Origin of the sequence: Arthrobacter sp. BL-252-APC-1A (genome assembly GCF_009696625.1) — a bacterium.
Classification (GTDB): Bacteria; Actinomycetota; Actinomycetes; order Actinomycetales; family Micrococcaceae; genus Arthrobacter_B.
Map to the genome: position 1 here is coordinate 328,290 of NZ_VULS01000001.1, position 21,819 is coordinate 350,108.

Annotated in this window: 15 protein-coding genes; 9 read left to right on the plus strand and 6 right to left on the minus strand. The window is 63.8% G+C overall.

Translation table 11 applies throughout. From position 1 onward, the window contains the following. Window positions 1–209: 209 nt before the first annotated feature. A complete protein-coding gene (locus tag FYJ28_RS01560) occupies window positions 210–1,871 on the plus strand; it encodes an ABC1 kinase family protein (protein ID WP_055241267.1) in 1,662 nt (553 codons plus the stop codon). A 57-nt stretch (window positions 1,872–1,928) separates the two neighbouring features. Here FYJ28_RS01560 and FYJ28_RS01565 read toward each other — a convergent pair whose 3' ends face one another. Beyond that, window positions 1,929–3,242: an MFS transporter gene (locus FYJ28_RS01565; protein ID WP_154578047.1), complete on the minus strand. Its 1,314-nt coding sequence runs from the start codon at window positions 3,240–3,242 to the stop codon at window positions 1,929–1,931. Between the two features lie 180 nt (window positions 3,243–3,422). On the opposite strand from FYJ28_RS01565, the gene FYJ28_RS01570 reads away from it, so the two are divergent. The 3 genes from FYJ28_RS01570 (at window position 3,423) to FYJ28_RS01580 (ending at window position 7,051) form a co-directional block, all read left to right on the plus strand. Continuing rightward, on the plus strand, window positions 3,423–4,295 hold the full coding sequence (locus FYJ28_RS01570; protein WP_055241262.1) for a shikimate dehydrogenase: 873 nt from the start codon (window positions 3,423–3,425) through the stop codon (window positions 4,293–4,295). Between the two features lie 24 nt (window positions 4,296–4,319). Then, complete coding sequence (locus FYJ28_RS01575; RefSeq protein WP_154578048.1) at window positions 4,320–6,152, plus strand: bifunctional sugar phosphate isomerase/epimerase/4-hydroxyphenylpyruvate dioxygenase family protein; 1,833 nt, start codon at window positions 4,320–4,322, stop codon at window positions 6,150–6,152. Window positions 6,153–6,277: 125 nt separating this feature from the next. Next, window positions 6,278–7,051 (plus strand): IclR family transcriptional regulator domain-containing protein, encoded by a 774-nt coding sequence (locus FYJ28_RS01580; RefSeq protein ID WP_154578049.1) that lies wholly within the window; start codon window positions 6,278–6,280, stop codon window positions 7,049–7,051. Window positions 7,052–7,117: 66 nt separating this feature from the next. On the opposite strand, the gene glsA is transcribed toward FYJ28_RS01580, so the two are convergent. The 3 genes from glsA to FYJ28_RS01595 are packed head-to-tail and all read right to left on the minus strand — an operon-like array spanning window position 7,118 to window position 11,232. Beyond that, on the minus strand, window positions 7,118–8,071 hold the full coding sequence (glsA, locus tag FYJ28_RS01585) for a glutaminase A (RefSeq protein WP_154578050.1): 954 nt from the start codon (window positions 8,069–8,071) through the stop codon (window positions 7,118–7,120). Next, window positions 8,068–9,837, minus strand: coding sequence for a putative glutamine/gamma-aminobutyrate antiporter GadC (gene gadC / locus FYJ28_RS01590; RefSeq protein ID WP_229780087.1), 1,770 nt, complete (start codon window positions 9,835–9,837; stop codon window positions 8,068–8,070). The genes glsA and gadC overlap by 4 nt, the downstream gene beginning before the upstream one ends. Window positions 9,838–9,849: 12 nt before the next feature. Beyond that, on the minus strand, window positions 9,850–11,232 hold the full coding sequence (locus FYJ28_RS01595; protein ID WP_055241253.1) for a glutamate decarboxylase: 1,383 nt from the start codon (window positions 11,230–11,232) through the stop codon (window positions 9,850–9,852). Window positions 11,233–11,512: 280 nt separating this feature from the next. On the opposite strand from FYJ28_RS01595, the gene FYJ28_RS01600 reads away from it, so the two are divergent. Together FYJ28_RS01600 and FYJ28_RS01605 are read left to right on the plus strand one after the other, a co-directional pair. Next, window positions 11,513–11,923: an Hsp20/alpha crystallin family protein gene (locus FYJ28_RS01600; protein WP_055241251.1), complete on the plus strand. Its 411-nt coding sequence runs from the start codon at window positions 11,513–11,515 to the stop codon at window positions 11,921–11,923. Window positions 11,924–11,982: 59 nt separating this feature from the next. Next, window positions 11,983–14,016, plus strand: coding sequence for an MFS transporter (locus FYJ28_RS01605; protein ID WP_326831435.1), 2,034 nt, complete (start codon window positions 11,983–11,985; stop codon window positions 14,014–14,016). Here the strand turns inward: FYJ28_RS01605 and FYJ28_RS01610 are convergent. Further along, the gene (locus FYJ28_RS01610; protein ID WP_326831436.1) at window positions 14,013–15,110 is read right to left on the minus strand and encodes an alkene reductase; all 1,098 of its coding nucleotides are present in this window, start codon (window positions 15,108–15,110) and stop codon (window positions 14,013–14,015) included. The genes FYJ28_RS01605 and FYJ28_RS01610 overlap by 4 nt on opposite strands. A gap of 147 nt (window positions 15,111–15,257) precedes the next feature. Continuing rightward, window positions 15,258–15,746, minus strand: a complete 489-nt coding sequence (locus FYJ28_RS01615) for a PaaI family thioesterase (RefSeq protein WP_154578051.1) — start codon at window positions 15,744–15,746, stop codon at window positions 15,258–15,260. 259 nt (window positions 15,747–16,005) lie between these two features. Here FYJ28_RS01615 and polA point away from each other — a divergent pair, with 259 nt between their 5' ends. From polA to rpsA, 3 genes are all read left to right on the plus strand, one after another. Next, on the plus strand, window positions 16,006–18,639 hold the full coding sequence (gene polA / locus FYJ28_RS01620; RefSeq protein WP_229780169.1) for a DNA polymerase I: 2,634 nt from the start codon (window positions 16,006–16,008) through the stop codon (window positions 18,637–18,639). A gap of 30 nt (window positions 18,640–18,669) precedes the next feature. Next, window positions 18,670–19,980 (plus strand): GNAT family N-acetyltransferase, encoded by a 1,311-nt coding sequence (locus FYJ28_RS01625; protein ID WP_154578053.1) that lies wholly within the window; start codon window positions 18,670–18,672, stop codon window positions 19,978–19,980. Between the two features lie 328 nt (window positions 19,981–20,308). Further along, a complete protein-coding gene (rpsA, locus tag FYJ28_RS01630; RefSeq protein ID WP_055241244.1) occupies window positions 20,309–21,781 on the plus strand; it encodes a 30S ribosomal protein S1 in 1,473 nt (490 codons plus the stop codon). Window positions 21,782–21,819: the final 38 nt, after the last annotated feature.

Below are 21,819 nucleotides of genomic sequence, written 5' to 3' on the forward strand. Positions count from 1 at the left end.
GCTTGAGTGTAGGCGGCGGGTACTTCCAGGGGAAGCCGCCGGTACTGATGGCGCAGCCGGAAGGCGGTGGTGGCCTCCGGGGCCGGCGCGGTCCCTGTTGTCCGTCCGCCGGCGGGGCTATCGTTCCCTAGTACGGGCGGGGGCGGGTGTGCCCCGATTTCCCCGTCCGGGCTCAGCGCGGGAACAGCAGGTCCTACGGAGAGAAGGCAATGAAGACCAATTTTGACCGCTACCGGCAAATGGCTGAGATTCTCTACCGCAACGGCCTGGGCTATCTGGTCTCGGTGTCAGGGCTGGAATCCAGGCTCCCGTTCCGCCGGCGCGGCACCGATGGTACCGATTCCGGCCGCCTTGCCAGCCCCGCCTACCTGCGCCGGGCCCTGGAAGAGCTTGGTCCCACCTACGTAAAACTCGGTCAGCTGCTCTCCACCCGGCCGGATTTGCTCCCGCCGCCCTATATGGATGAGCTGGCGAAGCTGCAGGACAGGGCGACGCCGGCAGCCTGGGAGGACGTGCGCGCGGAACTGCAGCAGGAACTGGGGGCTGACCCGCTGGAGGTGTTCGCAGAGTTCAACACCACGCCCATTGCCAGCGCCTCGATCGGCCAGGCCTATGCCGCCACGCTCAAGGACGGTTCCGACGTCGTCGTGAAGGTCCGGCGGCCGGGAATCGTTCCCGAGGTGGAAACGGACCTCTCCATCCTGCAGTCACTGGCTGGCCATGCCAGCAGGCACTGGGAGGCCGCCCGGGACTATGACGTCAAGGGCTTTATGGATGAATTCGCCGATACCCTGCGCAAGGAAATGGACTACGTTCAGGAAGGCCACAACGCCGACCGCTTCGCCCTGAACTTCCAGGACGATCCGGACGTGGTGATTCCGCGGATCTACTGGGAACACAGCACGCACAAGGTACTGACAATGCAGCGGCTGTACGGCATGAAGGTCACTGACACACAGGCCCTCGAAGCGGCAGGACTCAACCGCAAGGAGCTGGCGGTTACGGCAGCGAACGCGGAAATGAAAATGGTGTTCGAAGACGGCTTTTTCCATGCCGACCCGCATCCGGGCAACATCTTCGTACAGCCGAATTCACAGATCGGTCTCATCGACTTCGGGATGGTCGGGGAGCTGGATGACAAGATGCGGGGGCAGCTCTCAGCCCTGTTTGTTGCTGTTATCCGCAAGGACCCCGAACGTATGGCCACCGCACTGATGAGGATGACGGTCTCGCGTTCGCGGCCGGACAGGATCAAGCTCAGGGTGGACCTTGCGGGGCTGATCCGGCTCTATTCAAACCGCACGCTCGGGGACGCCCCCGTGGGACGGATCATCTCAAGCGGACTGGCAATCATCCGGACCCACCACCTCCAGCTCCCCGGCGAGGTGGCACTGCTGCTGCGGATGCTCATCATGACGGAGGGCATGGGGGAGGTGCTGGATCCGGATTTCAGCATGGGCAAGACGCTGGCCCCTTATGCGCGGCGCATGACGATGCAGCAGCTGAACCCCGCGGCGTACGCCAAGCGCCTGGGCAAAGCCGGGGGGGAACTCCTGGAACTCGGCACAGAGCTGCCGGGCCAGCTGCAGCGGCTCATCAACACCCTCGATTTCGAAGGCATGGAGGTTCACCTGCGGGCCGGTGACCTCCTGCCGCTGGTGGAACGCATGGAACGCGTTGGAAACCGGATGGTTGCCGCGATCTTTGCAGCGGCGTTTATCCGCGGGGTGGGCGAGCTTACGCTGGGCGATCCTTCCCGCTGGCGCAGCTGGCAGGCACCGCTCATGGGCGCCGGCCTGGCGTCCACCGGAGCGCTGGGAGGATATTTGGCCTGGTCAGCCCGCAGGCAGCGACGGCTGGACGCAGGCTAGGAAACGCGGCTTAATTGAAGACGGCCGGCCCGGTGGGCCGGCCGCCTTTTGCAGTGACTACTTCTTCAGGCCAAGTTCGGCCGTCGGGATCCGGAAGGACTCCTTCGCGGTCAGGGCCGAAATTGATGCAATACCCGCGACCGCTGCCGTGAACCAGCTGATGACCACCCAGCCGCCGGGCTCAAGGCCGCCCAGCGCTGCCACGATCGAGGGGGCGAATCCTGCCATCAGGAAGCCCAGCTGTGTACCGATGGCCAGCCCGGAGAAGCGGACCCGGGCGCTGAACATTTCGGCGTAGAAGGACGGCCAGACGGCGTTCGCTGCCGCGTACCCGCATCCAAAGACCACCACGGAGAGGGCGAACTGCAGCAGCGAGTTCCCGGACTCCATGGACAGCAGGTAGAACGGCATTACTGCGGCGCTTGAAAGTGCGCCGTAAATGAAGACCGGCTTCCGGCCGAAGCGGTCTGCAGCCATGCCGAAGAGCGGCTGGGTGAAGAGAGCTGCAATGTTGCCGGCCACGACCAGCCAAAGGGTGATGGCGGCGTCGACATTGCCCACCTCAGTGCCGTACTTGATGGCAAGCGTGCCGTAGACAGTGGAGACTGCCGCGATGAAGGCGCAGCAGATCACGCGCAGGACGTCGCGCCAGTGGTGCTTGAGCAGGTCCCCGACGGGCAGGTTGGCGATCTGGTTGTTCGCCTTCGCTTCCTGGAAGGTCGGCGTTTCGTGCAGCGTGCGGCGGATGAAGTACGTGACGATGACGACGACGGCGCTCAGCCAGAAGGGGATTCGCCAGCCAATGCCGTACTTGATGTCATCAGGCAGCGCCATGACGGGAATGAAGACCATGGCGGCGAGGATCTGTCCGCCCTGGGTGCCGGTGAGGGTCCAGGAAGTGAAGAAGGCCCGGCGTCCGTCGGGAGCATGCTCAAGGGTCATGGAGCTGGCACCGGCCTGCTCCCCGGCGGCAGAGAGGCCCTGGGCCAGACGGCAGAGCACCAGCAGGGTAGGAGCCCACCAGCCGATGGTGCTGAAGTCCGGCAGGCAGCCGATCAGGAAGGTGGAAGCACCCATCAGGACAAGGGTGAACATAAGGATCTTCTGGCGGCCTACGCGGTCACCGAAGTGTCCAAGGATCACGGCGCCCACCGGACGTGCAATGTAGGCAAAGCCGAATGTTGCCAGGGACATGATGCTTGCCTGGGCGTCTGCGTCCGGGAAGAACACGTGCGGGAAGATGAGCGATGCGGCGGTGCCGAAAATGAAGAAGTCGTAGTACTCGACCGCGCTGCCCATGAAGCTCGCCGCGGCGGCCTTCTTCGGGGTCTTGGCGGTGGCTTGGGCGGACTGCGTCGGTGCAGCGCTCATATAGGGCCTCCAGGGAAATGTGTGCGGAGTGCGCACAGCAGTGCTTCATACGAACACCACAATGTAACCCGTGCCATATCGACATGCAACATAATTGTGCGCTAGTCGCACAGTTGTGCATTTTATGAACAGGCCGGTACCGTGGGCCTAGCCCGCCACGGGTATCGAAGGGAGAACCACTTGAGCACCACCACCGAATCCTGGCTCGTCGGGCTGATTGGCGACGGGATTACGGCGTCACTTACCCCGCCGATGCACGAGCGTGAGGCGCTCGAAAATGGACTGCGGTACATGTACCGTCCGGTGGACCTTTCGGTAAACGGACGCAGCGGTACTGAGGTGGGGGACCTGCTGCGCTACGGCCGCGACCTGGGTTTCAACGCCTTCAATATCACCCACCCCTGCAAACAGCTCGTTATGGAGCACCTGGATGAGGTCTCCGACGACGCAGCCCGGCTGGGCGCCGTCAACACAGTGCTGGTGACAGACTCCGGTTTTATCGGGCACAACACGGACCATTCAGGTTTTGGCCGGGCACTCTCGGCAGGACTTCCCGGTGCGGCGCTGGAGAAGGTCGTCCAGCTGGGAGCCGGCGGGGCCGGCGCTGCCGTCGCTTACGCGCTGCTCAAGGCAGGGGTAGGCACCCTTACCCTGGTGGACCTTGACCCCGGGCGTGTCCGGGAACGTGTCCAGGCACTCTCCGCACTCTTCCCGGATGCCTCCGTCACTGCCGGAACCGGTGCAGATCTGCCGGGGCTCCTTGCTGCCGCGGACGGGTTTGTGCAGGCAACGCCGGTCGGCATGCACTCCCACCCCGGAATGCCGGTTGAGGCAGGCCTGCTCCGGCCCGAAATGTGGGTGGCGGACGTGATCTACCGGCCGGTCCGCACCCAGCTCATCGACACTGCCGAAGCGCTCGGCTGCCGTGTACTGGACGGCGGCTACATGGCCGTGGGCCAGGCTGTGGATGCCTTTGAACTCATCACGGGCATCCGCCCGGATTCGGCCCGCATGCGGGCGCACTTCCTCGAAATGGTCAACAGCGGCCTCTGAGCCGGTTCTGAAGGGAACTCCACCATGCGCACGTCGATCGCCACCGTCTGTCTCTCGGGAACCCTGGAAGATAAGCTCCGCGCCTGTGCAGCGGCGGGTTTCGACGGCGTCGAAATCTTCGAACAGGACCTGGTGGTCTCGCCCTCCACACCGGAACAGATCCGGGCGCTTGCGGCACGTCTCGGACTCACCCTGGACCTGTACCAGCCGTTCCGCGATTTTGAGGGCGTCACTGAGGAACTCCTGAAAGACAATCTCCGCCGGGCCGAAGCCAAGTTCAAGCTCATGCGGCGGCTCGGAATCGACACCATGCTCGTGTGCAGCAACGTGGCCACAGCCACGGTCGACGACGACGAGGTAGCTGCCTCCCAGCTGCGCCGCATGGGTGAAGCTGCTGCCCGGTATGGAATACGGCTGGCCTATGAAGCCCTTGCCTGGGGACGCTATGTAAGCGACTTCGAGCACGCCTGGCGCATCGTCGAGCTGGCCGACCACCCCAACGTTGGTACCTGCCTGGACAGCTTCCATATTCTCTCCCGCCGGTGGGATCCCGCGGCCATCGAGCAGATCCCCGCGGAGAAGATCTTCTTCGTCCAGCTGGCGGACGCTCCGGAACTGTCAATGGACGTCCTCTCCTGGAGCCGCCACTACCGGGTCTTCCCGGGCGAAGGTGCCTTCGACCTGGTGGACTTTATGGGCCATCTGGTCCGCAGCGGCTATAACGGGCCGGTGTCCCTGGAGATCTTCAATGACGTTTTCAGGCAGGCAGCGGAGGAACGCACCGCCGTCGATGCCATGCGGTCCCTCATACGGCTGGCCGAGCAGACTTCCATCCATCTGCGCGATACCGGGACCGGGAAAGCCACAATGGAGCTGGCCACCCTGCCCGGCGTGGGCGAGCCGCTGGGATTCAATTTTGCCGAAGTGAAGGCCGGGCAGCCGGAGCCCATCCGCACGCTGCTCTACCAGCTTGGTTTTACCAGCCAGGGCACCCACCGCAGCAAGGCTGTTGAACTGTGGACCCAGAACGGTGCCCGGGTCATCATCAACAGCCAGAATGCCCAGGGCATGGAACCCGGCATCTCCGCCATTGGCCTGGACGTTCCGGATGCTGTCGCAGCCGCGTCACGGGCGCTCCAGCTCAAAGCCACGGCCGTGCCCCGCCGCAGCCAGGCCAATGAAGAGGTTTTGCAGGCAGTAGCCGCCCCCGACGGCACGGAGATCTTCCTCTGCGAAGCCGAGCCTTCTGGTCCCGGCTGGATCCGGGAGTTCGGCGCAGGCACCCCTGAACCGGCACCGGGCTCCATCACGGCCCTGGACCACGTGAACCTCTCCCAGCCCTGGCAGCACTTCGATGAAGCCGTGCTGTTCTACGAATCGACGTTGGGCCTGACACCGCGGCCCAGCGTCGAAGTCCCCAGCCCGATGGGCCTGGTCCGCAGCCAGGTCATGCGAAGCAGCGACGGCGCCGTGCGCATGGCACTGAACATCGCGCCGATGGTCTTCAACAGCGAGGGCAACGGCTCCGGCTACCCCCAGCATGTGGCGTTCGCCTGCAGCGACCTGGTCCAGGTGGCCCGGAACGCGGCCGCCCGCGGCCTGGAGTTCCTGCCCGTTCCCGGCAACTACTATGAGGACCTTGACGCACGGTTCGGGCTGGAACCGGCCTTCCTCGCCACACTGTCTGAACTGAACCTGCTCTATGACCGGGATGCCGACGGCGAGTTCCTGCACTTCTACACCTCAACGGTGGGGAACGTGTTCTTCGAGGTAGTTGAGCGCCGTCCATCGTACGAAGGCTACGGGGCGCCGAACGCGCCGGTGCGGCTCGCCGCCCAGTACCTCGCAGACGCCTAAACCCGGTCCTGACCTGTTCGTTTAGCCCCCACCGGTCCCGGGCACGCGTAGCACTCTGGGCTAGGATCACTTCCAGAGCGTTCGGGCCGGGCCCGGCAGGAGTGCAGCAGCAGGGGGAGACCGGGATGGACGGCACACACGGGAACTGGTACGTGAAATCCGTGGAGAAGACGTTTACCGTGCTGGGGGCCTTTACGGAGGAGCAGCCGCTGCAGAGCGTCAGCGAGGTCGCCGCAAAAGCAGACCTGAGCCGCGCTGCGGCCCGGCGGTTCCTGCTAACCCTCACTGAACTTGGTTATCTCTCAACGGACGGAACACGCTTTTCCCTGGCGCCAAGGGTCTTGACCATCGGCTCTGCGTTCCTGTCCAACCTGACACTGCCTGCTCTGGCAGAGCCACACCTGAAGCCGCTGTCCGCAGACCTGCAGGAAACAGCTTCCCTGTGCATCCTGGATGACGTCCACGTGGTGTACGTAGCCCGGATCACCTCGCCTCGGCTGGTTAGTGTGGCAGTGCACGTTGGCACGAGGTTTCCTGCCTGGGCTACTTCCATGGGCCGGGTGCTGTTGGGTGCCCTTGACGACGCCGATCTCCAGGACCGCCTGGAGCGTTCGGACATCCGGCGCCTGACCCCAGCCACCATCCCCTCGCACAGCGCTTTGCTGGAGGAAATCACGCGTGTGCGGGAGCGCGGCTGGTCGGTGGTCCGCGAAGAGTACGAGGAAGGGCTCAGCGGTGTCGCGGTTCCGGTGCACCGGGCAGGCCGGGTTGTTGCCGCCGCCAACGTCTCCCTGCACCAGTCCTACAGCCAGGCAGCACTGGAAGGTGTGCTCCTGTCCCGCCTCAGGCAGGCCGCAGCGGACATCAGTGCCGATTACAGCATCCGTCTTACCGGCTAGGACAGGGAACTGCGGCGGGGACCCGTTCGCCTGTCCCCGCCGCAGTCCGTCTTGTTGTCCCCGGAGCTACGTTGCGTAGTCGGAGGCGTTATACAGGTTGAGGTTCAGTGCCGAGGCGATCTGAGCCACTGCCTTGCGTGCACGGACGCTGTTGCCGGCAGGGTCCAGCGGCGGCGAAAACGCCGCAATGGCCAGCACCCCCGGCATGACGGCCAGGACACCCCCGCCCACGCCGGACTTCCCCGGGAGTCCGACACGGTAGGCCCAGTCTCCGGAGGCCGTGTACAGCCCCTCCATGGTCATCTCCGCCAGCATGGGCGGAACAATGTCCGTGTGGGTGATCGCAGCCTTCTTCGTGAGCGGGTTGGTTCCCCGGGCCGCGATGGTTGCACCCATGGTGGCCAGGTCCACCGCGGTAACAAGGGTGGAACACTGGCGCGTGTAAACGTCACAGGCCTCCATCGGATCCGAGTACATCGTTCCGCCTGAATACAGCAGCCAGGCAATGGCCCGGTTATGGAAATTGGTGGACTGCTCCGAATCATTCACTGCGTCGCTGAGTTTGATCTCCCGTCCGGCGAAGGCTGACTGCGTCTCGAGGATCTTTTGCCAGCGCTGCTCGGGACCATCCGCCGGGATGAGTGAAACGGTGGACATGGCCCCGGCGTTGACCAGCGGTGAGAGAGGCTTGTCGTCGTGCAGTGCAACCGCTATCACTGAGTTGAACGGCTCGCCCGTGGGGTCCGCGCCAACTTTTTCGTGGAACTGCGGCAACCCGACCTCGTCCATGGCCCGGGCCATGGAGAACACCTTGGAGATCGATTCGAGGGCGAACTCGAAGTTCGAGTCGCCGGTTTCGAACACCTCGCCGTCGGCCGTCACCACGCTGATGCCGTAGAGCGCCGGGTCCACCGAGGCCAGATAGGGGATGTAGCTGGCGTTCTGGCCGCCCTGGTCCGACCTGAAGTCGCTGTGGGCAGTTCGGACGGCCGCCTGGATGGCTGACTTGTCAATTTTCATACCGCTGTACTCCCGCCTGCTGCCGGCCCGGTGTGCGGCCGGTGTACCCGCGTCCGTCCGCTCTGTCCTGAACCCCTGGAACCGGCGCCGGTTGGCGACGGTTTCCCGGAGTGTTTGCCGGTGGTGCCGGAGGGTGTCCCGGCGGGTGTCCCGGCGGTGGTGCCGCCGGCAGCTCCGGTTTCCGCGGTGCTGTCGAATGTCTCCTCCCATTTCGCGGACAGCTCCGCCGTGGGTGCCGAGGATTCATTGACCGTCCCCGGGTGCTTGTGTTCCAGCTGCCAGGTGAAGGGCACGAATTCGGCCTGCGGATCCTTCCAGTGCGGCTTCCGGAACGCGTAAATCACCATGGGCAGGATGATGAGCAGCACCGCGCCGCCCACCAGGATTCCCACATAGGTTTCCGGGGACCCCACGGAAATCTGGTCCGGCGGGATGAAGCTGAAGACAAAGGCCATTAGCGAGCCCAGGAATCCGACGCCGCCGAAGATCCACATGCCCAGGTCACCGCCGGGCACCCGGTACGGCCTGGGCCGGTTCGGCTGGCTGTAGCGCAGGTAGATCGCCGCGGCGAACATCAGCAGGTACATCACCAGGTAAAGGATGACCGTCAGCTGGCTCAGGATCTGGTAGGCCGCCTGAACCGAGGGCAGGACCACGTAGACAACGCCAAGGGCCGTCACCATAAACGCCTGGAAGAGCAGGATGTGCGTTCCCATGCCGTGCTTGTTGGTGTGCTGCCAGAAACGTGGAAGGTACCCTGCCCTGCCCACTGCCAGCAGGCCGCTGGAGGGACCGGCAACCCAGGTAACCACCCCGGCGAGCACACCGATCAGCAGCATTCCCGCAACGATCGGGGAGGCCCAGCCAATGCCGGCCCAGTCGAACATGTCGTTATAGGAGGTCAGCAGGCTCTGGGTCAGGTTGATGTCCGCCTGCGGCACCACAAAGGCAATGGCGAGCGTTCCCAGGACGAAAATGATGACTGTTCCTGCAGCGGCAATAAGCACTGCCAGCGGATAATTCCGGGTCGGGTTCTTTACGTCCTTGACGTGGATGGCGTTCATTTCCATGCCGGCATAGAAGAGGAAGATACTGGCTGCCAGGACAACGTTGGAGAAGTTGGAGAAGTCCGGTATGACCTCTCCCCATCCCATCTGGATCTGAGGGGTGTTGCCGGCAAAGTAGTAGGAGAATCCAAGAACCACCAGGATCGCTGCGGGAATCAGGGTGCCGACAATCCCGCCCCACTGCGCAACTTTGGAGAATGCCGCCGCACCCCGGAAGGCAATGAACGTGGCCAGCCAGTACACCACCAGCACGACAGCGAGGACGAAGGCCTTATTCCCCGACAGCTGCGCATCGATGTTCTGGTCCGTGCCCGTGTATGCCAGGGACACTGCGCCGAAGGTGAGCACGGTGGGGAACCATATGGTCACCTCGATGAAGAGCATGAACATCGCCAGGAAAGCCCATCGAGGACCGAAGGCCTCCCCGACCCAGCGGAAGACGCCGCCGGTTTCCGGCCACCCGGTTGCAAGTTCGGCTGCCACAATGGACACCGGGATCAGGAAAACCAGGGCAGCGAAAACGTAGTAGAAAATCGAGCTGAGGCCATACTCTGCCTCAGCCGGCAGGCCACGCAGACTGACCACGGCCACAATGTTCATTACCGCGAGCGCGCCAACGGTAATGGTGGCGTTCTGCTTTGCCCGGCTCTTCCGGCCCGCCGGGCCAGTCGATGCAGCCGATGCAGTGGAATCGCTCATCCCGCTCACCTCCTAGTGGTGGAATCCCGGATGTTCCTGTTCGGAGGGCATGGGGGCGCTGAGATTCTCCAGATACGCCGTCTCTGTCCTAATGTCGCTGAGCAGGCTTTCGGCCAGGTCCATACTGAGGCCGTTGCGCACCACAATCCGTTCGACCGTGAGGTTGCTGAGGTTGTCAGGCATTGGATATGCAGGCACCAGCCAGCCCTTGGTCCTAAGCCGGTCGGCCAGGTTGTACAGGGTCCAGCGGTCGGTATGGCCTTGCTTGAGACGCCAGGCAAACACAGGGATGTCGGAGCCGTCGTTCCAGAGTTCGAACGGACCGATTTCGCTGATGCCGTGGGAGAGGAACAGCGCCACGTCCTGGGAAGCCTGCTGGACCTTCCTGTACCCGTCGAATCCAAGCCGGAGGAACAAGTAGAACTGGAGGACAACCTGTGCTCCCGGGCGGGAGAAGTTCAGGGCGAAGGTGGGCATGTCGCCGCCGAGGTAGCTCACGTAGAAAATGAGGTCCTCCGGAAGCCACTGCCGGTCCCGCCAGACCACCCAGCCCAGGCCGGGGTACACCAGCCCATACTTATGCCCTGACGTGCTGATGGAATGGACCCGTTCAATCTTGAAGTCCCATTCGAGGTCAGGCTGGATGAACGGGGCAATCATGCCGCCCGAAGCGCCGTCCACGTGGATCGCGATGTCCAGCCCGGTTGAAGCCTGGATCTCGTCAAGCTTCGCGGCGATCTGCTTTACGGGCTCGTACATGCCGGTGTAGGTCACGCCCATGATTGCGACGACGCCAATGGTGTTCTCGTCGACGTACTTCTCAAGTTCGAATCCGTCCAGGCATTTGTGTTCCTCGGAGATCGGAACCAGCCGGGCCTCGATGTCGAAATAGTTGCAGAACTTCTCCCAGCACACCTGTACCGCCGAGCTCATGATCAGGTTGGGCTTCTCTGTCGATTTCCCCTCAGAACGGCGCCGGTGCTGCCAAAGACGCTTCAGTGCCAGGCCGCCAAGCATGCAGGCTTCCGAGGAGCCGATTGTTGAAGTGCCTATGGTTCCCTGCGGGTCGGGGGAGTGCCACAGCCCGGCGAGCATCTTCCAGCAGTACTGCTCAATGGCAGCGGTCTGCGGATACTCGTCCTTGTCGATCATGTTCTTGTCATAGGTCTCGGCGTACAGCCGGTTCGCGTGGTCATCCATCCACGTGCTGACGAACGTCGCGAGGTTAAGCCTTGCGTTGCCGTCGAGCATGGTTTCGTCATGGACGATCTGGTAGGCCGTTTCCGGTGCCATCTCCGACTGCGGGAGGTGATACTTCGATGCCTCCGTGGCCTCGCCCGGCCTGGCAAAGAGCGGATTGACGGTGAGGAATTCGTGTGACTCGTTTTGCGGCATGAGCCCGACCTCTCTATGGAGTGTCCCAACTGGCTGAAAATCCGTAGTGAACGGCGTTATTCGAGTCCGCACAGGGGCGCCAAGCAGGTAAGACTATACGCGCGGGAAAATGCTAATACTAGGTAACTGGCCCGTATTTGCCCGGTGCTGGACGCCTGCCCAGTGGCACCGGAACTTTGTCCGGCCTAAGGAAGCAGAGTTGGACAGCAGCCGTTGAGGAGGCTGTTCGCGGCGCGTAGTGTGAGCCCATCAATCCGCCCGGCAGGCCCGAGGAGAAACCATGGCTGGACTAAGCCGACGAGACCGCTTTGAACTTCCCGAACCCATGCGCCGCCTTTTCGAAGGCGACTGGGAGGTTCCCGCTTTCCGGGTGGAGGAATTCCGGGACAACGGGGCGATGGTAGTTCGGGCAGAGCTGCCGAACATCGATCCGGAGCAGGACCTTGACGTCACCGTGACTGACGGAACGCTGCGGATCCACGGCGAGCGCCGCGAGGAGACATCGAACAAGTCCAAAAACGGCTACCGTTCGGAATTTAAGTACGGCAGCTTCAGCCGCGACATAGCGCTGCCTGCCGGCACATCCCCGGATGACGTAACCGCGTCTTATCACGACGGCATCCTCGAAGTACGGGTTCCGATCCAGTCCGAGGGCGGGACGGGGCGCAAGGTACCCATCAGCCGCAACTGACGGACTGTGGCGCCGGCACCCGCTGGACGCTTCGTGCAGGCGGGCACTCAGGAGGCCGCGTGTCGCAGCAGAGCCAAACCGGGAATTCCGCGTCCCGGCTGCAAAGAACGCCCGCTTGGGCGGTAACGGCAATCATGGCCCTGGGCGGGATTACCGTCTCGCTTGAAAAGACCGCGGTAGTTCCACTTCTCCCGGAGTATCCGCGGATTTTCGGAGTGACCCCGGACGACGTTTCCTGGCTGGTTACCGTCACCCTGCTCAGTGCTGCAGTGGCGACGCCGATCGTCTCCAGGCTGGCGGACATGTTCGGTAAGAAGCGGATGCTGATGATCTCGCTTGCAATGATGGTCGCCGGCGGATTCATCGCCGCACTGGGCGGATCATTCGCCGCGGCCCTCATCGGGCGCACCCTGCAGGGTTTCGCCGGTGCCGTGATTCCAGTCGGTATCAGCATTCTGCGCGACACCCTGCCGCAGCGTCGGATCGCAGGCGCCGTATCCCTGATGAGTGCCAGCTTCGGCATCGGAAGCGCCCTCGGCCTGCCGCTTGCGGGCTTTATCTATGAGCGGCTGGGCTGGGAAGCGACGTTCTGGGTCGTGGCGCTGGTTGCCCTGGTAATCCTCGCAGCCGTTGCCATCTTCGTGCCGGAGTCTGACCTGCGCACCCGTGGACGGTTCGACTATGCGGGCGCACTGCTGCTCTCCGGCGCGATGACCACGCTGCTGCTGGCGATCACAAAGGGCGGCGTCTGGGGATGGACCAGTGACGTCATCCTTGGACTGTTCGCTGCCTGCGCCGTGCTGCTGGCCCTGTGGTTTCCCCTGGAGCTGAGGAACGGCCAGCCACTCGTGGACCTGCGGACCTCCGCCCGCAGGCCGGTCCTGCTGGTCAACATCGCGGCCATCCTGGTGGGATTCTCGATGTACGCGAACATGCTTGTCACGACTCAGCAGCTGCAGCTTTCACGGGTTACCGGCTTCGGGTTCGGCCTCAGCGTGCTGGTGGCAGGACTGACGATGATTCCGTCCGGCCTGGCGATGGTGGCCATTGCACCGGTGTCCGCCCGCATAACCAACTCGGTAGGGGCCAAAGCGACTATGGTGAGTGGCTGTGCCGTCATGGCAGCCGGCTACCTTTCACGCACTGTCCTGGTGAATACCGTCACGGGCATCATTCTTGGTGCAATGGTGATCTCCGTGGGAACTGCCATGGCCATGGCCGCCATGCCCACCATCGTGATGAGCAATTCACCCCGCACCGACACTGCGGCCGCCAACGGTCTCAACACCCTGCTGCGTTCGGTGGGCACATCAACCTGCAGTGCAGCCGTTGCCACCATCCTGGCTTCAGTTACGGTCACTGTTGGCGGGCGGGTCTTCCCGGGGCTGGAAGCGTTCCGGCTGATTTTCATCCTTGCCGGTCTTGCCGCGGCGGCAGCAACGGCCATCTGCCTGCTGCTGCCAAAAGCGACACGCAGGGAAGCCACGCACCCGGAACTGCACCGCAGCGGCCCGGGCGAGCCTGACGGGGCTGCTCCGGAGGCGGCGCCGGCTCCCGGCCAGGCTTTCCAAGTCACCGGTGTGCTTCGGCCCCCGGGGGACCGCGGGCCCATCGAACAGGGCACCGTGACCGTCACAGGCATATCAGGCGAGCCCGTGGACTGGGACCGCACGGACGAACACGGCGGCTATGCCGTGGTACTGCCGGGCCCCGGCGAATACGTTTTCATAGCGTCACACCGGCGCTGGCAGCCTGTGTCCGAGATACTCAGCTTCCCGGGGACCGCGCTGCCGCACGATATCCACTTCCGCCGGCGTCTGGTGCTGGCCGGCCGGGTCACACACCACAGACGCGCGGTACCCGGAGCCCTGGTTCTCCTGGTGTCCCCGTCAGGGGAGAGCGAGCCCGTTTCTGTCAGGTCCGCCCGGGACGGCAGCTACGAACTGCCGCTGCCGTCCCCTGGAAGGTATGTACTCACGGTTGCGGAACCAGGCGGTGCCACCCACACAAGACGGGTCCAGCTGCCTGCGCCGGAGACCCGGCTCGACGTGGACCTGGGAGATGAACCGCCGCCCACAGTACTGAGGGTCTAGTCGCTCAGCGCAGGAACCCCGGCGTACTCCGGGTAGTCCGTATAGCCTTCAGCACCGTCGGTGTAGAAGGTGGACGGGTCCGGTTCGTTCACGGGATACCCTTCGCTCCAGCGCCGGACGAGGTCCGGGTTGGCAATCGCCGGGCGGCCCACTGCAACTGCGTCGCAGAGTCCCTGCTCCATCAGTTCTGCTGCTTCCTGCCGGGTGGTGACCACGGCAAAGCCGGTATTCAGGATCACCGTACCGCCGAAACGCTGCCGGAGTTCCTGCACCAGCGCACCGGCTGGATCGTTGTGGAGGATGCTCAGGTAGGCGAGCCCCAGGGGCTTAATGGCGTCCACAAGGCTGCCGTAGGTGGCCAGTACATCCTGGCCATCGGTCTCCCAGGCGTCCTGGACGTTGTGTGCCGGAGAAATCCGCAGGCCCACCCGCTCAGCCCCGATGGCTGCAGCAACGGCGGTAACAACTTCCACGACGAAACGTGCGCGGGCCTGAGGGGAACCGCCGTAAACGTCAGTCCGCCGGTTGGACGCCGGGCTGAGGAATTCATGCAGCAGGTAGCCGTTGGCGCCGTGCAGCTCCACGCCGTCGAACCCGGCTTCTACGGCCGCGAGGGCGCCGCGGACGAAGATGTCGCGGACCTCATCAAGCTCCGGTTCCGTCAGGCCGCGCGGTTCAGTGTGCGGCAGTTTGCCGGCCGGAGTGCGGATTACACCGTCAATGGCCACCGCACTGGGAGCCACGGTCTGGAAGCCGCCGTTGATTTCCGGGTGTGAGACGCGGCCCGCGTGCATCACCTGCGCAAAGATCCGGCCACCGGCCTCATGGACCCCGTTCGTCACCCGGCGCCAGCCGGCAAGCTGTTCGGGAGTAACCAGGCCCGGCTGTCCGGAGAAGCCCTGGCCCTCCCTGCTGGGGTAGGTTCCCTCAGAAACGATCAGACCCAGGGAAGCGCGCTGCCGGTAGTGTTCGGCAACCAGTTCGCCGGGAACGCCGTCCGCTCCGCTGCGAACACGGGTCAGGGGAGCCATCACCAGGCGGTTCGGGAGTTCCAGTGAACCAAGGTTTAGGGGAGAAAACAGATCTGTCTGCACGTACTTCCTTTCGGCAGGCACAGCTGATGTGCCGGCACATGGGGTTACCTGCGCACAACTGAGGCCGGGCAGAACCTATTCCCCCGCAATCCTGTTCCGGCGGAGTCCGCGGACTTGAGAGCCATAACCGGAGACCTGCAAAAGGGTTCAGCGGACTTCGCGGATGAGGTTGGTTATCCGGGCCGTGGAGAGGCGGCGTCCTTCCTCGTCGGTCATCACCACTTCGTGGGTGGTTACTGTCCCGCCCAGGTGCACGGCCGTAGCAGTTCCCGTAACCAGGCCCCTGGATACGGAACGGTGGTGGGTGGCGCCAACTTCGATGCCAACGGCGTACCGGCCCGGACCGGCATGGAGCGAGGCAGCGAACGAACCGAGGGTTTCGGCCAGCACAACGTGTGCGCCGCCGTGCAGGATTCCCGCAACCTGCTGGTTACCCTCCACCGGCATGGTGGCAACAATGCGTGAGGGGGTCATTTCCAGGAAGCGGATGCCCAGCTTGACCACCAGGGGGCCCACTCCGGATTCGGCCAGCCAGGGATGCAGCTCTGCCGGCACACCGGCGTCAAGCAGCTCCTGCAGCCGGGGGATTTGGCCCTGGGCGGGGCCAGCCTGGCCCGGCGTGAAAATGTCGCTCATGCCCACTAGGCTTACATCTGTGAGTGAAACTGCCAAACTGGCCTCTGCCCCTGTCTCTGACCCCGCTGCCGAACCGGCAGAATCCCTCGTTGAGGCACCCGGAACGGAAGCGGAGACGGACAATGCGGCAGCGGCCCCCGTGGGCAGCCATGCAGCGCCGGAGCCTTCCGCTCCGGCCGCCGCCGCACCGGCAGAGGCGGCCCTGGGAACGCCCAATGCTTCCGGCAACAGCCGGCTGCTGGTCATTGACGGCCATTCCATGGCCTTCCGGGCTTTCTATGCCCTTCCTGCGGAGAATTTCTCCACCGACACCGGCCAGCACACGAACGCCGTCTACGGTTTCACGTCCATGCTGATCAACCTGATCAAGAACGAAGAACCGACCCACATTGCCGTGGCGTTCGACCTTGACACTCCGACTTTCCGCACCGAGGAGTACGCCGAGTACAAGGGCGGCCGCAACAAAACCCCCGAGGAGTTCCACGGGCAGGTGGACCTGATCATCAAGGTCATGGAAGCCATGCGCATCCCCACCATCTCCCTGGACGGCTATGAGGCGGACGACATCCTTGCCACGCTGGCTGAGCAGGCCGCGGGCCGTAACTGGGACGTCATGGTTGTCTCCGGTGACCGTGACGCTTTCCAGCTGGTGAATGACCGCGTAACGGTCTTCTACCCGAAGAAGGGTGTGTCCGACCTGCCGCGAATGGACGCAGCAGCCGTGGAAGAAAAGTACCTGGTGCCGCCGGACAAGTACTCCGACCTGGCAGCCCTGGTGGGCGAATCGGCCGACAACCTTCCCGGCGTCCCGGGTGTTGGCCCGAAGACCGCTGCGAAATGGATTAAGCTCTACGGCGGCCTTGAGGGCATCCTCGAGCACCTTGACGAAATCAAGGGCAAAGTGGGCGACTCCCTGCGCGCCAACATCGAAGACGTTAAGCGGAACCGGCGCCTGAACCGGCTGCTGCGGGACCTTGAGCTGCCCGTGGACCTTGATGCCATGGCGGCCCGCCGGCCGGACCGGGAAGCAATCGAGGAGCTCTTTGACGCCCTGCAGTTCAATGCCCTGCGCAAACGGCTGTTCGACGTCTACGGCGAGGAAGAGGCGCCGGGGGATCATCCGGAAATGCTGCCCCCGGAACACACCACCATCACGGCGGCCGACGCGCTGGAAGCCTGGTTCCGGACCACCAACCAGAAGCCTGCGGGCGTCCGGCTGGTGACCGAAGGATCCGGCGAAGCACGTGAAGCGGTCGGACTTGCCGTCGTCACCGACGAGTCAGCGGCCTACGTGCCCCTGACGGAACTGGACGCCGACGCCGAGTCAGTCCTGGCCGCCTGGCTGGCAGACCAGAACGCGCCCAAGGTCGTTCACGATTTCAAGGATGTCTACAAACTCCTGTCCCGGCGCGGCCTGCACCTCGACGGCGAAGTGGACGATCCCGCCATCTCCGGCTATCTCATCCAGCCCGACCGGCGCAGCTACGACCTGCCGGACCTGAGCCTGCAGCACCTCAAACTTTCCCTCGAATCGTCGGCCGCCTCCGGCAACCAGCTTGAACTCTCCCTGGACGGCGAAGACACCGCCGCTCCCGCGGTCATGGAGGCATTCGCGTCGCTTCGCCTGAGCGAGCACTTCTCCGGTCTCCTGGTGGAACGCGGAGCCAATCAGCTTCTGGGTGGACTGGAACTGCCCCTCGCTGAAGTCCTGGCCGAAATGGAGCTGGCCGGTATTGCCGTGTCCACTGACAAGCTTGACCGGCTGCTCGACGAGTTTGGCCGCACCATCGATCAGGCCAAGGAAGAGGCCTTCGCGGTGATCGGCAAGGAAATCAACCTTGGCTCCCCGAAGCAGCTGCAGGTGGTGCTCTTCGAGGAACTGGGCCTGCCCAAGACCAAGAAGATCAAGACCGGCTATTCCACAGATGCCGACGCGCTGGCGGACCTGATCGTGAAGACGAACGGACACCCGTTCCTTGCGCACCTTCTCGCCTACCGGGACGCCTCCAAGCTCCGGCAGACCGTGGAAGGACTGCGCAAATCGGTCTCCGACGACGGACGCATCCACACCACGTATGCCCAGACGGTCGCGGCAACAGGCCGGCTTTCCTCCATCAACCCCAACCTGCAGAACATCCCCATCCGTTCCGAAGAGGGCCGGCGCATCCGCGAGGTCTTTGTGGTGGGCGAGGGTTACGAGACACTGCTGACTGCCGACTACTCCCAGGTGGAAATGCGCATTATGGCGCACCTGTCCGGAGACGAAAGCCTGATTCAGGCCTTCCGGGACGGCGAGGACCTGCACCGGTTCGTCGGCTCGCACATCTTCGGCGTTCGGCCCGAAGAGGTCACCAGTGCCATGCGGTCCAAGGTCAAGGCAATGTCCTACGGACTGGTCTACGGCCTGAGCTCCTTCGGCCTCTCCAAGCAGCTGTCGATTCCGGTGGACGAGGCCCGCACCCTTATGCGCGACTACTTCACCCGGTTCGGTGCCGTGCGTGACTACCTGCGCGGCGTCGTCGAGCAGGCCCGCAAGGACGGCTACACCTCCACCATTGAAGGACGCCGCCGCTATCTTCCCGACCTGGCGAGCACCAACCGCCAGCTGAGGGAAATGTCCGAGCGGGCAGCCCTCAACGCACCGATTCAGGGTTCCGCGGCAGACATCATCAAGAAGGCCATGCTTGGAGTGGATGCCGAACTCAGGAAGCAGGGCATGAAAACGCGTATGCTTCTGCAGGTCCATGACGAACTGGTGCTGGAGGTTGCCCCCGGGGAACGGGAAGCAGCCGAAAAACTGGTCTGCGAACAGATGGCCGGCGCCGCCGATCTCTCGGTCCCGCTGGATGTGTCCGTAGGCTGGGGCGCCAGCTGGCATGAGGCCGGGCACTAGGCACCATCCGAATACCACCCAGGGGGAATCTTGACGGCCGAACCAACAGCACCTGCCCTGCGCACGGAACGCTTCCGCGCCGGTCTGTCCGAAACTGACCCCCAGCGCGCAGATGACCGGACCTCGGACTGGCTGCAGGCCGTCAACGTTGGGTTCCACGATCCGGCGTGGAAACCGGAGCAGGCGGCGTCCCTCGTGGAGGCATACCTCGCCGACGGACGGATGCTCACGGGCGTTTACGACGGCGCTGCACCCGAGTATGCCTGGAACCCCAAGGCACCGGTGGCCACCTACGCCACAATGTCCAACGACCTGAACGCCGGGGGGACGCTGCTGCCGGCTCACCAGATCACATCTGTGACAGTGCGTCCAACACACCGCCGCCGGGGCATCCTGACCAGCATGATCTCCGGGGATCTTCAGCGGGCCAAGGAGGACGGCTTTGCGGTAGCGGCGTTGCTTGCCTCAGAGGCGGTGATCTACGGACGGTTTGGATTCGGTGCGGCGACCGTTGAAACCAACGTCGAAATCGATGCGCGCGGCCGGCTGGAACTCAAGACTCCGCCGTCGGGGTCCACAGTGCTGGCGGAACCGGCACGGATGGAGGAGCTTGCCCCTGAGATTTTCCGCCGCCACCTGCGGGTTACCCGGGGTGCCCTCGGACGGCAGGCCGGCTACGCGAAACGTGCTGCGGGCCTGTGGGGCGACCTTCCGGAAATCCAGCAGGATGTACGCGCCGCCGTTCATTACGACGACGCCGGAACCCCGGACGGTTACGTAACCTACCGCTTCCTCCCGTGGGAAACGGAACCGCACACGCTCAAGGTCCTGGACCTGGTGGCCGTGGGCGACACCGCGCGGCTTGAACTGTGGCGCTACCTGGGCTCGATCGACCTGGTCGAGAAGATCACCGCGTCGGGTCCGCTGGCCGATCCGCTTCCCTGGGCGCTGGCCGACCGGCGGCGGTACCAGATCACCGGCGTCGAGGACACACTGTGGCTGCGGGCCCTCGACCCGCCTGCGATGCTCCGGGCCCGGGGCTTTGAATCCGACGGCGAACTGGTGCTCGGCGTCGCAGATCCCCTCGGCCTGGCCCAGGGCCGGTGGCTGCTCCAGGTAAGCGGCGGATCAACGGTACTGACGGAACTGGGGGAGGAGCTGCCTCAGGGACTGCCCGTCGTGGAGGCCGACGCCGCGGCATTCGCCTCCCTTTATCTTGGGGGAGTTCCGGCATCTGTCCTCGCTGCGGCGGGCGGGATCCGGGGTACTGCCGTTGCTCTTACCGCACTCGGACGGCTCTTCGATGTGGCCCGGGCACCATACTGCAGCACCCACTTCTGACAGGACCGGCGCAGCGGGAATTACCGGCGCCCGGCATGGGTTTAGAGGATAGGGGAAGCAGTACTGCCGGTTTCCCCGATCGGCTTTGACCTGACTTGGAGGGTCCGGCTAGACTGAACAGGCGCGTCACGCGTGCTGGTTCGGTCCTCTGATTGAAGCTAATTCATGACAGGGAGCCTCCAAGCGCAGGCGGGCAACACAAATTATTTACATTCTGTCCATCTCCGGACAACCAAGCACCGTCTTGAGCCTGATCCTTCGGGTTGCACGCGAGCCGGTGGGAGTTCATCCGGAATTACTACAACTTCCACATCGGAGTCCCAACTACATGACCATCACCACCACCGAGAAGTCCGGTACCCCGCAGGTCGCGATCAACGACATCGGTTCTGCCGAGGACTTCCTCGCCGCCATTGACGCAACGATCAAGTACTTCAACGACGGCGATCTCGTCGAAGGTACCGTCGTCAAGGTTGACCGCGACGAGGTTCTGCTCGACATCGGTTACAAGACCGAGGGTGTCATTCCTTCCCGTGAGCTTTCCATCAAGCACGACGTTGATCCCGGAGACGTTGTCTCCGTGGGCGACCAGGTCGAAGCTTTGGTCCTCACCAAGGAAGACAAAGAAGGCCGTCTGATCCTCTCCAAGAAGCGCGCACAGTACGAGCGTGCCTGGGGCGACATCGAGAAGGTCAAGGAAGAAGACGGCGTCGTCACCGGTACCGTCATCGAGGTTGTCAAGGGTGGTCTTATCCTCGACATCGGGCTGCGCGGCTTCCTGCCGGCATCCCTCGTGGAGATGCGTCGCGTCCGCGACCTGGCTCCGTACATCGGCCAGCAGATCGAAGCCAAGATCATCGAGCTGGACAAGAACCGCAACAACGTGGTCCTGTCCCGCCGTGCATGGCTCGAGCAGACCCAGTCCGAGGTCCGTTCCACCTTCCTCAACAAGCTGGAAAAGGGCCAGGTTCGTCCGGGCGTTGTTTCCTCCATCGTCAACTTCGGTGCATTCGTGGACCTTGGCGGCGTAGACGGCCTCGTCCACGTTTCCGAGCTGTCCTGGAAGCACATCGACCACCCCTCCGAGGTCGTTGAAGTTGGACAGGAAGTCACCGTTGAGGTTCTGGAAGTTGACCTCGACCGCGAGCGTGTCTCCCTGTCGCTGAAGGCTACGCAGGAAGATCCGTGGCAGACCTTCGCCCGCACCCACGCCCTGGGCCAGGTTGTGCCGGGCAAGGTCACCAAGCTCGTTCCGTTCGGTGCGTTCGTACGCGTCGAAGACGGCATCGAAGGCCTGGTCCACATCTCCGAGCTGGCTGTGCGCCACGTAGAGCTGGCCGAGCAGGTTGTCTCCGTTGGTGACGAGCTCTTCGTCAAGGTTATCGACATCGACCTCGAGCGCCGCCGCATCTCCCTGTCGCTGAAGCAGGCGAACGAGGGCGTTGACCCCGAGGGCACCGAGTTCGATCCGGCTCTGTACGGCATGGCCGCAGAGTACGACGAAGCCGGCAACTACAAGTACCCCGAAGGCTTCGACCCCGAGTCGAACGAATGGCTCGAGGGCTACGAGACCCAGCGCGCCGCTTGGGAGCAGCAGTACGCTGACGCCCAGGCCCGCTGGGAAGCTCACAAGAAGCAGGTTGCCCAGCACAACTCCGAGGATGTTGCTGCAGCGTCGGACTCCGTTGAGTCCAGCTCCACCAGCTACTCCTCCGAGCCTGCTGCATCCGAGTCCGCTGCCGGTACCCTGGCATCCGACGAGGCACTTGCTGCACTGCGCGAGAAGCTGACCGGCAACTAATCTAAGTTGCTAAGGCTCTAGCCGCTGAAAAGGCGGGT